The following is a 14,665-nucleotide window of genomic DNA, read 5'->3' as shown; positions in this document are numbered from 1 at the left end:
AGCTCATTTTACCGTATTTAACTACTTAAAATGCTCATACAACGGCTAATTATCAAGGGTGTAACGGGTACTGACATATTTCTTTCATGATTGCCCTTTAGGGTGTTGCTGCGAGCCAAGCATGGCCAAGTAAACAATCAAAATCATTAGCAGCAACCAAGAGAACAATTATGAACCCTTTTATCAAATCGAGTATTGCATTAGCGTGTTGTGGTATTTTATATGCGACCCCAGCCTTAGCGGATGGTCGTGTGCAAGGTCGCATCACTGATGCCAGCCAAAGTGTGTATTTTGGCGGCGCGAAAGTATCGGTTAAAGAGTTAAACTTAAATACGGTAAGTAACCGCGATGGTTCTTTTTCATTTAATAAGTTGCCAGCGGGTGATTACACCCTAGTGGTTGATTACATTGGTGCACCATCGGTAGAACAAAAAATTACGGTGGTTGATTCACAAGTTTTTACACAACAAATTATTATTGGTGAGCAACAAGAAGCCATCGACAATATCATTGTTTATGGCCAAAGTGCTGGCCAAGCAGGCGCAATTAACCGTCAAAAAAACGCAACTAATTTAAAATCGGTAGTCAGTGCAGACTCGATTGGCCAGTTCCCTGATCAAAACGCAGCAGAAGCATTACAGCGTTTACCGGGTATTTTTATCGCTCGCGACCAAGGTGAAGGGCGATTTGTTGGTATTCGCGGTATTGATCCAAATTTAAACAACGTTACGGTTAATGGCTTAAATGTGCCGTCGCCTGAGGCCGGTGTTCGCTCTGTGGCGATGGATGTATTGCCAAGTGAACTAATTCAAAGTTTAGAAGTAAGTAAAACTGTTACCCCAGACATGGATGCCAGTGCTATTGGTGGCTCTATCGAAGTAAAAAGCTTAAGTGCCTTTGATAAAGCAGGTGAAAGCTATAGTTTTACTGCGCAGGGCTCATATAACGAATTAGAGTCAAAAACTAGCCCGAAGCTTTCAGGTAGTTACACTAATGTTTATGAGCTTGATGGTGGTCTTGATCTAGGTGTAGCAACAGCTATTTCGTGGTTTAAGCGTGATTTTGGTTCACGTAATATGGAGACCGACGGTGGTTGGAGTGAATTTGATGTTGAAGATGCAGCAACTGGCGACAAGGTCTCATTATTTGGCGCTGAAGAAATTGAGCAACGCCAGTATCAAATTACCCGTGAGCGTTTAGGTGCAGCACTTAATTTAGATTTACACAGCGGCGCCACTGATAAATATTATTTACGCACACTATATAGTGACTTTTCTGATGATGAGTATCGCCAACGTAATGAGTATAAGTTTAGCGATGGCAAACTATTAGATAGCAACGAGAGCGGTGCAAACTTTAGTGGTGCAGAAATGGACCGCGATACCAAAGACCGTTATGAAGAACAAAGTATTCTTTCACTGGTACTTGGTGGTGAAAATCAATTAGATAATTGGTTTGTTGAATATAATGTTGGTTATTCTAAATCAGAAGAAAAAGAGCCAAACCGCTTAGATGTGACCTTTGCTGGTAAAGATATTGATATGGGCTACATTGCGCGCGTTGATACTCCATTATTAAGCCAATCGACTAATGCCCACGATTTAAGCCTGTTTGAGATGGATAAAATTGAAGCGGCCAATAACCTTAGTGAAGACGAAGAGCTTAGCTTTAAACTCGACTTCAGCCGTGATTTTGTGTGGCAAAATAATAATGGTGAATTTAAGTTTGGTTTTAAACATCAAAATCGCGAAAAGCGTAATGATGTAAAGGTTGCTATTTATGATGGCGACTTTTTAGATGCTCTTGGTAGCGACTTTGCCGCGCCTGCACCTGACTTTGATTTGGGAAGTTTTGGACCGGGCCTTGATCGCGGCGCGATTCAAGCCTTTGTGAGAAAAAATAAAGAGGCGTTTGCTTTCAATAGTAATGAGTCACAAGTTGAATCTGATGGTCAAAGTTATGTAAGTAATGAAGATATTACCGCCGCTTATGCGATGGTTAGCATGGATATTGATAAGTTACATGTTGTCGCGGGCGTGCGTTATGAAGGTACTAAGTTTGAAACGCAAGGTAACCAAGTTGACTTAGTAGTCGATAAAGTAAGTGATACAGAAACTGTTACCACAACGCCTTGGCAAGTAAGTAAAGATTATGACTACTTTTTACCAAGCTTAAATTTACGCTATAGCATCAGCGATAAACTAGTTACCCGTTTTGCTTACACCAATACCATCGCGCGGCCAACCTTTAGCGATTCGGCCGCTTACCAATTAATTGAAACTGAAACAGTTGAAGATGAAGGTGTAATGGTTACAGAGCGTAAAGCTGAAGTTGGTAATCCAGCTCTCGACCCTTATGAATCAATGAACTTAGACGCATCAATCGAATATTATCCTGGTTCAATTGGGGTGTTATCTGCTGGTGTTTTCTATAAAGACATCGACAACTTTATTATTCAACAAGAAGTACAAGATAACGGTGATTGGGATGGTTTTGACGAAGTAGTGCAAATGGTTAATGGCGGTAAAGCGTCATTAACGGGGATCGAGCTAAACTGGAACAAAACCTTTAAATCAGGATTTGTGCTTGGTGCAAACGGAACCTTTATTGATGCGGATGAAAAATTACCAAATCAAGCAGACACAGTGGCAAATATCATTGTGGGCTTTGAAAATCATGCTATTAGCACTCGTTTAAGCGCATCATATAAGAGTGAGAGTTTCCAGTTTGATGATGCTGATATGGCGGTTTATGAAGATAGCCACATGCAATTGGATTTCAGCAGTAAATATTACTTAAACGATAATATCAACGTGTATTTCAATGCCACCAACCTAACAGATGAGCCAATGTACTTGTACCACGGCGAAAAACGTTACAACTACCAGTACGAATCTTACGGTCGTACATTTGAGCTAGGTTTTACGTTATCTTCTTTGTAAGGTGAACATATGAGCCTGCTTAACAGTAGGCTCATTGTTGAGGATATTATGATTAATAAAACTATTTTGTATATTGCACTAAGCGCTTGTTTAGCAACGGTTGGTTGCACAGCTCAAAGTAACAAACAAAGCAGTACTGACGTCGCAAGTACCAGTAAAAAAGCCTCCGACAAGATTGAGTTTTTAGCTTTTGGTGATGGTGGTTATCATGTTGACTATCCAAAAACTAAACACATAACCAACCCTAAAAACAAGCAACAGTTTATAGCCGCAGAGCTTGCTGATTGGTTAGAGGATTATCGCCCTCGCGATGAATTTGACCATGCACCAATATATATTTATCCAGGCACTGAGATTGCTACAGAGCAAGGGGGCGCTCAGGCTGTAGGGATCGCAATGGCAAAATTGTGTGAAACAAAAGCGTGCCAATTTGCTATTCAGCTCGGTGATAACGTATACCCTGATGGTGCCGATGCTAATGATGGTAAAGACGACCAAAAACGTTTACACGACTTAGTGTATGCGCCGCTTAAGCCATTATTTAAAGCTGAGCCTAATTTAGTGGTGTATTCCGCGTTAGGTAATCATGATTGGAAAAGCTCGCGCAAAGGCGTAGCGGTACAAACGCAATGGATGGCAGAGCAAGCGAACTTTCACCTAGACGAAAAAGGCTACTATAGCTACAAAATGGGTGAGCCGGGTAACGATGTGGAATTTTTTGTACTCGATACCAATATGTTACTGGCAGGGCAAAGTTATTATGATGTGCCGCTAAACCCAGATGGCAGCGAAGCAGATGAGCAACAAGCAATACGTGATGGCCGCGCAGATCTTGAAGTACACGACCCCCATGAAGGGCCACAAAATGATGAAGACCTAGCTCAGCTTATATGGCTTAAACAAGGCATTGCAAACTCGACTGCTAAATGGAAACTGGTTTATGGGCATCATATTTTATGGTCAATTGGGGGCACTAAATATAGTGAAGGCCACGTACTGCGTAAATTACTAATGCCAACTCTTTGCAAATATGCAGATGGTTATATTGCCGGCCACGAGCATGACTTAGAGTTACTAACCGATGATTGCTCAAAGTTTGATACCGGTAATAGCGTTGGCAAATTGCCGCTGATCATTTCTGGCGCTGCGTCTAAAATGCGTGGTAAACACACCCCGTTTGCACAGTTTCAAGAACGCCAATATCCTGAATATGATTTGCTTTGGTCAAAAAGCTTTGTATGGGGGTTTAGTCATATCAGTTTGGATAATCAAGCCAATAAGCTTGATGTGAGCTTTTATACCACGCCACGAGATTTAACGGGCAGTATTATTGATGAAGGTAGTTTTAGTTTTTCTAAACGCACTCGATAAACTTATATTTTGCATAAAAGCCAGTGTAACCACGCTGGTTTTTTGTTGTTTTAATGTGTAAAACTGTGCATTTTATTACATATTTGTACATTTATTTACGGTTACGTAAATATTTGTAAGTGGAGGTAATGCTTTGTAAATCATGGAATTATTGCTTTTGTTAATGGTCAAATTCAAACTATTAACAATAAGGAATTGATTACATGCGTGGCCCGTTATTTAAAACTGCACTAACAACCTCTTTACTTGCAACCCTTACTGCGTGCTCTGGCGATGACTCAAGCTCGAGTAAAAGTGGTTATATCCAATTATACAATGGCTCTTATAATAGCCCGTATACCCGTTTATTTATCGAAGATGCTGAGCGCTCAGGCACTGATTTTGGTGGCGTTACCACTCGTCATAATTACAGTACTAATAACTATGATGTGAGCTTTAAGTACCTTGATGCAAACGACAGCTATATAACGATCAGTGAAAAAGCAGTTTCGGTAAAAGATGACATGACCCAATTATGGGTGATGAATGGCGATTTTTCAGGGCCAACATTCAGTGAGTTAAGTTTACCAACCGGCAGTGATGAAGGGGCTGTTAATTTAGGCTTCTTTAATATTGCCGGAGAAGACATTAGTTTTGATGTGTATTTAGCAAATGATGATGGCTTATTTGAAACCGCTGAGTTAATTGCATCACCACGGTATTTAAACGAACTGGCACTGCAAAGCTTTGATGAAGGATATTACACACTGTATTTAACTCAAAGCGGCAGTACTGATGTGCTATTTGAGTCTGCTTCGATTTACCTAAATGATGATGCCAGTTATGTTGCGATGATCAGATCAAGTTACGCCACTGAAGAACATGGTATTACGCTAGATCTCGTTACTTCAAGCAATACCGTAACCACGCTCAAACATCAAAATGCCCAAGGGCAATTGCGTTTTATCAATACTATTGATGATTACCCGCAAACTAGCTTTAGTGCAACGCGGGGGAGCGCAAGCAGCACTTCGCAAGTAACCGCTAATGACAGCTACTCAAATTACATTGAGCTTGCTCCAAACAGTTACAGTATTGCTATGTTAGATGAGCAAGGAAATGCAATTGTTGATAACTTTTTACTAACCCTTGAGCGCGAGCAAAGTAATGTTGGTGTTTTTTATAAAGATAAAGATTACGGCCCGCGAATGATGACAGTAAAAGAAACCTTAACGCCAAGTAGCTACAGTCATAAGGTGACAGTCGTTAACTTAATTGATAGTTACGCGGGGCAAAATATTACTGACGTTGATGTAGTATTTACCCTCAATGGTGAAACCGTAGATGATGCTAAAAATATTATTGATGGCATCGATCAGTATGATCAAGAAGATCAGGTTGTCGATAATGAAATTTACACCACTTATGTGCTTTATGAAGATAATGGCCAGCAAATTGTACTCATGCAACAAGGCGATATGGACTTTAGCCAAGAAGGTAACTACATATTAATTCTTGAGCATGATGAAACAACCAGCACTGGCTATAAAATGACGCTAGAGCGAACGGTTACTGATTCGGTAGAGTAATCTTACTTTAATTTCAGCCTCGTAATAGCGAGGCTGAGATTTTTGGGTATATTTTCAATACACTTTACGTTATAAGGGAATATTAAAAGCAGTCAAGGATTGAAAAATGGACGATATTTTAGGGCTCATAGTCATTTTATCGTTAGTTGTAGTCGCAGGCTCTATTGCCGGTCTTATTGCTTTAATGCAAATAAGTACGTTAAAGCAAGATATTGCGATATTAAAAAAACAACTGCGTGGAGTCATGGTAGACAATACCGGGCAGCATCAAGTGTCGCGAGACATTGCTGCTAATATAACTGAGCCGCAAGTAGAGCATCCGGTTACGCTAGAACGATCATCCCAAGCTGAGGCAACTTTACATCAGCAACCACCGGTAAAAAAATACGTAAACACCGCACCGACTATAATAACAACTTCTCGCCAGAAACAAGCTTCTCCCTCAGTTATTGATATTTTCTTTAGTAAATTAAAAACACAGTTCCAAGAAAATTGGATGACCTGGATTGGCGGCATCGCGCTGGCCTTTGGGGGGATATTTTTAGCAAAATACAGTCTTGATGCCGGCTTATTATCACCAAGCTTACGACTCACCTTAGGGGGCTTATTTGGTGTCGCATTAATTGCCGGTGCCGAGTATTTACATAGAAAAGGTATTGTCTTCGAAGGCTTTAATAATTACGTGCCTGCAGCACTTGCAGGTGGCGGGTTTATTAGCTGCTTTGCATTAACGTTATTAGCTTATTCAAGCTATGCCATGTTAAGCCCAACCATAGCGTTTGTGATGCTGGCAGTAATTGCACTGGCCGCAAGCTCTATGGCGCTGCGTTTAGGGCCTTTATTGGCAGTGCTTGGCATAGTTGGCGCTTACAGCGTGCCGATTTGGGTTAATACTGGCAGTGGTAATTTAGCTGCTTTACTGATGTACATTGGCTTTATCACTTTTGCTGCGGTATTAGTGGCGCAAAAGGTAAAACGTAATTGGCTGTGGTATTTACTATGGGCTGGGCATATTGGCTGGTATTGGGTGGCACTGAGTGTCATCAATACGCAGCAATATTGGATTGTTGGTGGTTTTGCACTGCTCTCTATTATTGGTTTAATTGCCATAGCTCGATTAGGTTTAACTTTGCGTTTATTAGAATATCGCCCACATAGTTTACAGCGATTATTAAAATTACAGCCGGATCATCCGTTATTGTTAGCGATAGTAATTCCTTTATTGCTGGCGATAATGACAGAGGCGGTGAGCTTACAATGGCAAATAGTGATGGTGTGTTTAATCGTCATGCTGTTATTTTTAGTGCTGCAAAATAGTCGTTGGGATCTTTGGCAAGGTGTGGCGTTAGTGGTTGCGATGTTATTAGTCCTTAGCCAACAACGTTATAGTGTCGATAGCAATGATCATTTGTTTGTATTTAGGGAAATGTATGGCGTAGGGTTATTACTCGCGGTTGGGCTTTGTCTATACGGGCTTTATTTTGGCGCGCGTTACTATAAACGTTTAACGTTTCATTTAGTGGCTGCGTTTAGTGTGTTTGCCTTGATTGCAACGCTCTATACCATAACACCCGAGCAAGGCTTAGGCGTTGCGTATCCGCTATGGACTGTATTGTTGCTAGTAACGAGTGGTGTATTAATTAAACGCGCACAAACAGCTCACACTCAATGGCAGCAGTTTAGTTATTGGGTTGGCGCTAATGCTAATATAACTCTTTGTTTAACTATGTTATTAGCCGATAGCGGGTTAACCCTCGCACTGGCTGCTCAAGTGTTGGTTATTAGCTATCTGGTGAAACGCCATGATGTGCCTATGCCGTATTGGCCTATTAAAGTGCTGGTGGCTGTGGTGTTGGCAAGGCTAACCTTTGCACCGTGGACGGCACATTATTTTGATCTAACCATATTTTCAATGCATTGGAGCGCAATTGTGTATCCATCAGCGGTTGGGTTATTTTGGTTTGCCGCAAAACAGTGGCAACAAACAGATATGAAAATTTGGCTCGAAGGGGCTGCATTACATTGCTTAGCATTATTTATCACCACCGAGACCAGCTATCAACTAGTCGGGCATTATCCACAGCTTACTTCTTTAAGCTTTTATGAGCAGGTATTACTCAGTTGTAATTGGTTAGCACTTGGCTGCGTTTATTTGCATCGGTCACACAGCGCAGGGCAACTGGGTAAACTTTATCGCATTGCAGGGCTTGCACTTGCGGGACTCGCTGGCTTGTTGTTGATAAGTACAGCATTATATGAAAATCCACTATTTATACGCCTTTACGTTGGTGAAATACCATTATTTAATTGGCTGTTATTAACCTGGCTCGTACCAAGTATTCTTACACTGTGGTTGGCTAAATTAGTTAAACCACTTAATGCTAAGTTTAGTCAAATAGTAATGGGTGCATCAGGCTTATTAGCAGTGTTAGCTATCAACACATTGATCCGCCAATATTGGCAAGGCGGGTTCATTTATCTTGATAAAGCGACCAGTGACGCCGAGCTATACAGCTATTCGATCATTTGGTTATTACTTGGCGCGTTGGTGGTCATTACCGGGCATTTAAAACAACAATTACTACTACAAAAAGTCGGCTTAGGCATTCTCGGCGCGGTTATCGTGAAGGTATTCTTAATTGATATGGCAAGCCTAACCGGCTTGCTCAAAGCTGTATCATTTATTGGTTTAGGCCTGTCGCTCGTTGGCCTAAGCTGGCTGTTTCAAAAGCTCAGGAGTAAAGCACCAGCGGGGTAATTTAACTCAAGCAGTACACCCAATAAGATTGTTGGGTGTACTTAGTTATGTTGTTTAACGCCAATCTGTTCTAATCTTTTGCCTAGCGCCTTTCCCTTCACGTACTATGGTTTAGCAGTGCTTTTAATTTCCCTGGCTTGATTGGTTTAGACAAATAATGAATATCAGCGGCTTTAGTCGCTTGTTTTAGCTCTACGTCGCGTACTGCGGTGATTAAAATTGCCGGCACATTGGTTTGCCAAATTTCCCGCAGGGCTTTAATTAATGTAATACCATCGTGTTCATGGCCTAACTGATAATCCATTAATATCACATCCGGTGCGCTGTGTTCATTTGCGTATGCGAGTACGCCTTCAACTTGATCAAACAACTGATAATTAGCTTGCCACTTTTGTAATAAACTGGCCATGGCGTTTAGGTTTTCAGGGTCGTCATCAACGGCAACGATATTCATTGCAGAGCGCTCTTCAAACAAGCTATTGGTAATGTGTTTTTGCTGAACAAATTGGCTTTCGCCAAAAGGGACTTCAATACTAAAGCAGCTACCTTTTTGCGGGGTTGAGCGCACATCTAAGCGAATCGACAGTAAATCAACCATCCGTTTTACTACGCTAAGGCCAAGGCCAACGCCTTTATTGTCAGAGGCCTCTACGCGGTAGAAGTCGTTAAATATTTTTGCTTGCTCTACCTCGCTAATGCCAGGGCCGGTGTCCCACACTTCAATGCGCAGGTGATGTTTGCGTTTACGACAGGCTACTAATACTTTGCCCGTATTGGTGTATTTAACTGCATTTGATACTAAGTTCTGCACAATTCGCCGTAGATAGGTGATATCACTGTGGACAATATGCTGTCCGCTGCGCACTGTGAGCTTGAGGCCTTTTTCGCTTGTTAAAATGGCGTATTCATTGCGCAGTGGTGCGAGGATATCATCAATACTAAAATGGCGAGGGGTGGGGGTCATCGCACCTTGTTCAAGTTTGGCAATTTCTAATAGGGCTGACATTAAATGCACTGTTGAATCGAGGCTGGCACCGAGCTTTTCGAAGTTATTGATATTATTATCAGCGAGGGATTTTTCATCTATCGCAGCAAGGTATAAACGGGCGGCGTTGAGCGGTTGCAAAATATCGTGACTTGCTAAAGCTAAAAAGCGGGTTTTACTGTCATTGGCTTGCTCTGCTTCTCGTTTTGCTAAAGTGAGTGCTTGCTCTGTTTGTACGCGGCTTTCTATTTGTGCTTCGAGATCTTTATTGATAGTTCGAATTTCTTGGGTACGCGCTTCAATACGATTTTCCAAATCCATATTCACTTCTTCAAGTGCATTTTGTGTGGCAATGTGAGTGGTAATATCTGAAAAGCTAGTAACAAAGCCGCCATCAGGCAGTGGGTTACCGATCATTTCGTACACTAGGCCGTTACGACGGTGACGGATAAAGTGATGCGAACTACCATTTTTTAAATGTTGCACGCGCTTTTCTACTTGGCGTTCTATTTCACCAGGGCCACATTCACCGCGCTCGGCATTGTAACGAATAATTTGCTCAATCGGTTGACCTACTTCTAAAAATCCTTCGGGGTAATTAAACATCTCTGCGTAGCGCTTATTCCACGCAACAAGATTAAGCTCTTTATCAACAACTGAAATACCATGACTGAGATTCTCTAAAGAGGTGAACAACAGGTTTTGGTTAAACTGTAGTGCTTGCGTTGTTTCATCAAAAAAGTTAACCACTTCTTCAAATGCCATTCGCTTGCCCGATGCTACCGTGTGGATCAAAGCTTGCGCTGAAGAGGCGCCTAATACACCAGTCAAGGCGCGTTCGCAGTAAGCTATAAACTCAGGATCGGGGTGAGTGTTATTGTCTCCGAGTTGGTGAGTTAGTGAAAAATGCGTCAATACTTGTTGGCTACGCTGGACTCCTAAAAAGGTTTGTAACAGTACTTTAAAATCGTATACCGTGGCTTTTACGTTTTTGTTTAAACGTCTTGCAAGTACTGCTTGCTCCTTGGGATTAACGAATGCTGCTGCTTGAATTTTATCAATTAACCGCTCATCAGCTCCCAGTGAAAAACTAATATAACAGCCAATATTGGCAAATAAAGCGATCAGTGTGCCGCGGGTAATAAGGGTTTGTTGTAGTTCGGTGTCAAGTGTATTACCTGCATCTAAAATAGGTAACATTAAAAATAATATCCAACAAATCAATCCTGCTAATAAACCAGCATAAACACCGTAGGCATGACCTTTGCGCCAGTATAGGCCGCCCACAATGGCCGGTAATAATTGCGTTACCAAAGAAAATGCCACTAATCCCATGCTGGCAAGTGCTTTGCCGTGACCAAACCATTGCTGATAAAAATACGATAAGATCAAAATACCGGCGATGGTAAAACGCCTTACCAGTAATATTTGTGGCTTATAACTGCTGGTGATCAGGTTGCGTTTGAATTTACGTCGCAGCATCAGCGGTAATACCACATCATTTGAGATCATAGTACTTAGGGTCAAAGTGGCAACCACAATCATCGCAGTCGCCGCAGATATTCCGCCAATAAACACAAACGTGGTAAGCAATGCATTGTCATTCATTAATGGCAGTGCCAATACAAAACTATCAGGAGAGAAGCTATTGCCGATCTGTGGATGAATAGCTGCGGTGGCTATTGGTAAAATCATTGCTGCAGTCAGCAGTAAATACAGTGGAAATGCCCAACGAGCGGTAAATAGGTGACGTTTGTCTTGGTTATCAACCACAGTAACGTGAAATTGTCGTGGCAAACAGATGATTGCAGCAGCGGCCATCAGTGATTGGCCAATAAAGTTAAAGCTTAAAAAGTTAAAATTATTCCAATGTTGCCATAAAGATTCTTTTATTTGTCCTTCATTAGCACTGGGTAAATTATACAAGGTGTACACCGCCAAAGCCGCCACTGCTACTAGTGCCAGTAGTTTTATCATTGATTCAAATGCGACTGCGAGCATTAATCCTGAACGGTATTCGGTTACATCAACTTTACGGGTGCCAAAAAATATTGCGAACATAGCCATGATCAGGGTGGCAGAAAGCGCGACCATTGAACCCGATATTTTATTGTCACTTTGTAGTAGTAAGAAGCTGTTGCTCAGTGCCTTTAACTGTAAGGCGATATAAGGAATAGTTGCTAGTAGCGCAATCATAGTCACCATAATGGCGGTGGTTTGACGCTTACCATAACGGGCAGAGATAAAATCGGCTATGGTGGTGATATTTTGTTTTTTACTCACTAGTACCAGTTTGCGCAAAAATCCTTGTCCGAAAAAAAACAACAGTGCAGGACCAAGTAGAATGGGTAAATAACTCCAACTGCTGGTAGCTGCAGTACCAACAGAGCCGTAATAAGTCCACGAAGTACAGTAAATACCCAGCGAAAAGGAGTAAACAAAAGGGTGATGGCTAATTCGTTTTGCCAGCGGTGTGGTTTTATCGCCCCAGTTTGCTAGCCAAAACAATATGCCAATGTACGCTAAAGCGACAAAAATTAGTGCAGCAGTCATGTTTTTATTCAATTTTTATTATGTTATTGCACACCATACCAGAAGTTTTCACTATTTTGAGCTGTCAATTTTTGTGAGTATTCTGAAAATAAACATATTTATTTGATATATATGAGAAATTTAATGTTTTATTGATGTATTAGACTAATGTCGCAAGTGTGCAATATAACCTGGATGAATAGTTAAAATCACCGAGTGGAAATACTTAACATTATGATAAAAAACGTTTTTTACTTTTTTGTAACAAGCGCTTCAGTACAGTTTACGTAAACGTTAACCTGTTGTTACGACTATGGTCTCAATTCAATATTGTTCAGGCATTGCTAAGTTTATAGCCGAGAATAAATCGAACACATCACTTTTTACAGATGTTAAAGAGGAAATAAAAAATGGCTTTTAAAGATGAAGAACAAGCAAAAGCTTATTGGGCGGAAAACATTTCACTGCTGTTTAAATTATTAGCAGTTTGGTTTGTCGTGTCGTTTGGCTTTGGCATATTACTGGTTGATGTACTTAATGAAGTGCGTTTCTTTGGGTTTAAACTTGGCTTCTGGTTCTCCCAGCAAGGCGCGATTTACACCTTTGTGGCTTTGATTTTTGTGTACGTTTTCAAAATGAATACGTTAGATAAAAAATACGGCGTAGACGAATAGGAGCTAAGCAATGGATGTTCAAACACTCACGTTTATAATTGTCGGGTTGAGCTTCGCGCTTTATATCGGCATTGCAATTTGGGCCCGAGCAGGCTCAACAAAAGAGTTTTATGTAGCAGGTGGTGGTGTTCCGCCTCTGGCTAATGGTATGGCAACAGCCGCTGACTGGATGAGTGCTGCGTCATTTATCTCAATGGCGGGTATCATCTCTTTTGCAGGGTATGATGGCGGCGTTTACTTAATGGGGTGGACCGGTGGTTATGTACTACTTGCTATGTGTTTAGCACCTTACTTACGTAAATTCGGCAAGTTTACTGTGCCAGACTTTATCGGCGACCGTTACTATTCACGCACCGCGCGTTTAGTGGCAATCTTATGTGCCATCTTCATTTGTTTTACGTACATTGCAGGGCAAATGCGTGGTGTAGGCGTTGTATTCTCACGTTTCTTAGAAGTTGAAATTGAAACGGGTGTTTACATTGGTATGGTTATTGTCTTCTTCTATGCGGTACTCGGTGGTATGAAGGGCATTACTTATACCCAAGTAGCACAGTACTGTGTACTGGTATTTGCTTACCTTGTTCCTGCCATCTTTATCTCTATGATGATGACGGGTCACTTCTTCCCACAAACAGGCTTTGGCGCGACATTAATTGGCAGCGATGGTGTATACGTACTTGATAAACTGGACGGTTTAAGTGCTGAACTTGGCTTTGCACAATACACTGAAGGCTCTAAGAGCATGATTGATGTGTTTGCTATTACTGGTGCCTTAATGGTGGGTACTGCCGGTCTTCCTCATGTAATCGTACGCTTTTTCACTGTACCTCGCGTTAAAGATACGCGTATTTCAGCGGCATGGACTTTAGTATTCATTGCGATAGTTTACACAACAGCACCAGCGGTTGCAGCATTTGCCCGTGTTAACATGATTGATACCATAAATGGTAAAGACGGAAGTGGTACTGAATACGCTGAAGCACCAGTATGGGTAAAAAATTGGGAAAGAACGGGCTTAATCACTTTTAATGATAAAAACGGTGATGGCAAAATGTTCTACACAGCAGGTAAAATTGATGATCCAAACAGCGCTAACGAAGTTAACGTTGACCGCGACATCATGGTACTTGCTAACCCTGAAATTGCTAACTTACCAGCATGGGTCGTGGCACTTGTGGCCGCCGGTGGTATTGCTGCGGCACTATCAACAACAGCAGGGTTACTGTTAGTTATTTCGACTTCGGTATCGCATGATTTACTTAAGCGGACCTTAAAACCAGACATTAGCGATAAACAAGAGTTACTCGCAGCGAGGTTGGCAGCCATGGTTGCGATTGTTATCTCCGCTTACTTTGGTATTAATCCGCCTGGATTCGTGGCGTCGGTGGTGGCATTTGCATTCGGCTTGGCCGCAGCAAGTTTCTTCCCGGCGATCATTATGGGTATCTTCTCTAAGAAGATGAATAAAGAAGGTGCGGTTCTAGGTATGGTTACAGGTATTACCTTTACTGCGGCATATATCATCTTCTTCAAGTTCATCAGCCCAGAACTAAATAGCCCTGAGCATTGGTTCTTAGGTATTTCACCAGAAGGTATTGGTCTAGTTGGTATGCTTATTAACTTTGCAGTTGCTGCAATCGTGGTTAAGTTTACCGCTGATACACCGCTTGAAATTCAAGAAATGGTTGAAGGCATTCGTAATCCTAAAGGGTCTAGTGAAGCTCACGCTCACTAACAACGCTGATACTCTATTAATTAATATTGATAGATCCAAAAGCCCGACTTAAGTCGGGCTTTTTATTTACCGTTGATAGCAGTACAGTGATCGTACGATT

The 14,665-nt window shown here is 41.5% G+C and carries 7 protein-coding genes; 6 read left to right on the top strand and 1 reads right to left on the bottom strand.

The window, feature by feature from the left end:
* Positions 1–170 precede the first annotated feature (170 nt).
* The 4 genes from PSR9079_RS14095 to PSR9079_RS14080 all read left to right on the top strand — a co-directional run bounded on the left by PSR9079_RS14095 (position 171) and on the right by PSR9079_RS14080 (position 8,639).
* On the top strand, positions 171–2,942 hold the full coding sequence (locus tag PSR9079_RS14095) for a TonB-dependent receptor (RefSeq protein WP_149982132.1): 2,772 nt from the start codon (positions 171–173) through the stop codon (positions 2,940–2,942).
* A 48-nt stretch (positions 2,943–2,990) separates the two neighbouring features.
* Positions 2,991–4,313 carry a metallophosphoesterase gene (locus PSR9079_RS14090; RefSeq protein WP_149982161.1) on the top strand — a complete coding sequence of 441 codons (1,323 nt, stop codon included), beginning with the start codon at positions 2,991–2,993 and terminating at the stop codon, positions 4,311–4,313.
* A 203-nt stretch (positions 4,314–4,516) separates the two neighbouring features.
* Entirely contained in the window at positions 4,517–5,881 is a 1,365-nt protein-coding gene (locus PSR9079_RS14085) for a hypothetical protein (RefSeq protein WP_149982131.1), read from the top strand.
* Between the two features lie 106 nt (positions 5,882–5,987).
* A complete protein-coding gene (locus tag PSR9079_RS14080; RefSeq protein WP_149982130.1) occupies positions 5,988–8,639 on the top strand; it encodes a DUF2339 domain-containing protein in 2,652 nt (883 codons plus the stop codon).
* A 97-nt stretch (positions 8,640–8,736) separates the two neighbouring features.
* Here the strand turns inward: PSR9079_RS14080 and PSR9079_RS14075 are convergent, their stop codons facing one another.
* Positions 8,737–12,177: a PAS domain-containing hybrid sensor histidine kinase/response regulator gene (locus PSR9079_RS14075; RefSeq protein ID WP_149982129.1), complete on the bottom strand. Its 3,441-nt coding sequence runs from the start codon at positions 12,175–12,177 to the stop codon at positions 8,737–8,739.
* Positions 12,178–12,566: 389 nt separating this feature from the next.
* Here PSR9079_RS14075 and PSR9079_RS14070 point away from each other — a divergent pair, with 389 nt between their 5' ends.
* The gene (locus tag PSR9079_RS14070) at positions 12,567–12,830 is read left to right on the top strand and encodes a DUF4212 domain-containing protein (protein ID WP_004586074.1); all 264 of its coding nucleotides are present in this window, start codon (positions 12,567–12,569) and stop codon (positions 12,828–12,830) included.
* Between the two features lie 10 nt (positions 12,831–12,840).
* Positions 12,841–14,565 (top strand): sodium:solute symporter family protein, encoded by a 1,725-nt coding sequence (locus PSR9079_RS14065; protein WP_149982128.1) that lies wholly within the window; start codon positions 12,841–12,843, stop codon positions 14,563–14,565.
* Positions 14,566–14,665 lie beyond the last annotated feature (100 nt).

Source organism: Pseudoalteromonas rhizosphaerae (assembly GCF_902498845.1).
GTDB classification, from domain to species: domain Bacteria; phylum Pseudomonadota; class Gammaproteobacteria; order Enterobacterales; family Alteromonadaceae; genus Pseudoalteromonas; species Pseudoalteromonas rhizosphaerae.
This window is presented reverse-complemented; position numbering and strand designations above follow the sequence as displayed.

What these genes read in the sequence shown, in the direction of transcription:
- PSR9079_RS14095 (WP_149982132.1), top strand. Translation starts at nt 171, where the DNA reads ATGAACCCTTTTATCAAATCGAGTATTGCATTAGCGTGTTGTGGTATT.
- PSR9079_RS14090 (WP_149982161.1), top strand. Translation starts at nt 2,991, where the DNA reads ATGATTAATAAAACTATTTTGTATATTGCACTAAGCGCTTGTTTAGCA.
- PSR9079_RS14085 (WP_149982131.1), top strand. Translation starts at nt 4,517, where the DNA reads ATGCGTGGCCCGTTATTTAAAACTGCACTAACAACCTCTTTACTTGCA.
- PSR9079_RS14080 (WP_149982130.1), top strand. Translation starts at nt 5,988, where the DNA reads ATGGACGATATTTTAGGGCTCATAGTCATTTTATCGTTAGTTGTAGTC.
- PSR9079_RS14075 (WP_149982129.1), bottom strand. Translation starts at nt 12,177, where the DNA reads ATGACTGCTGCACTAATTTTTGTCGCTTTAGCGTACATTGGCATATTG.
- PSR9079_RS14070 (WP_004586074.1), top strand. Translation starts at nt 12,567, where the DNA reads ATGGCTTTTAAAGATGAAGAACAAGCAAAAGCTTATTGGGCGGAAAAC.
- PSR9079_RS14065 (WP_149982128.1), top strand. Translation starts at nt 12,841, where the DNA reads ATGGATGTTCAAACACTCACGTTTATAATTGTCGGGTTGAGCTTCGCG.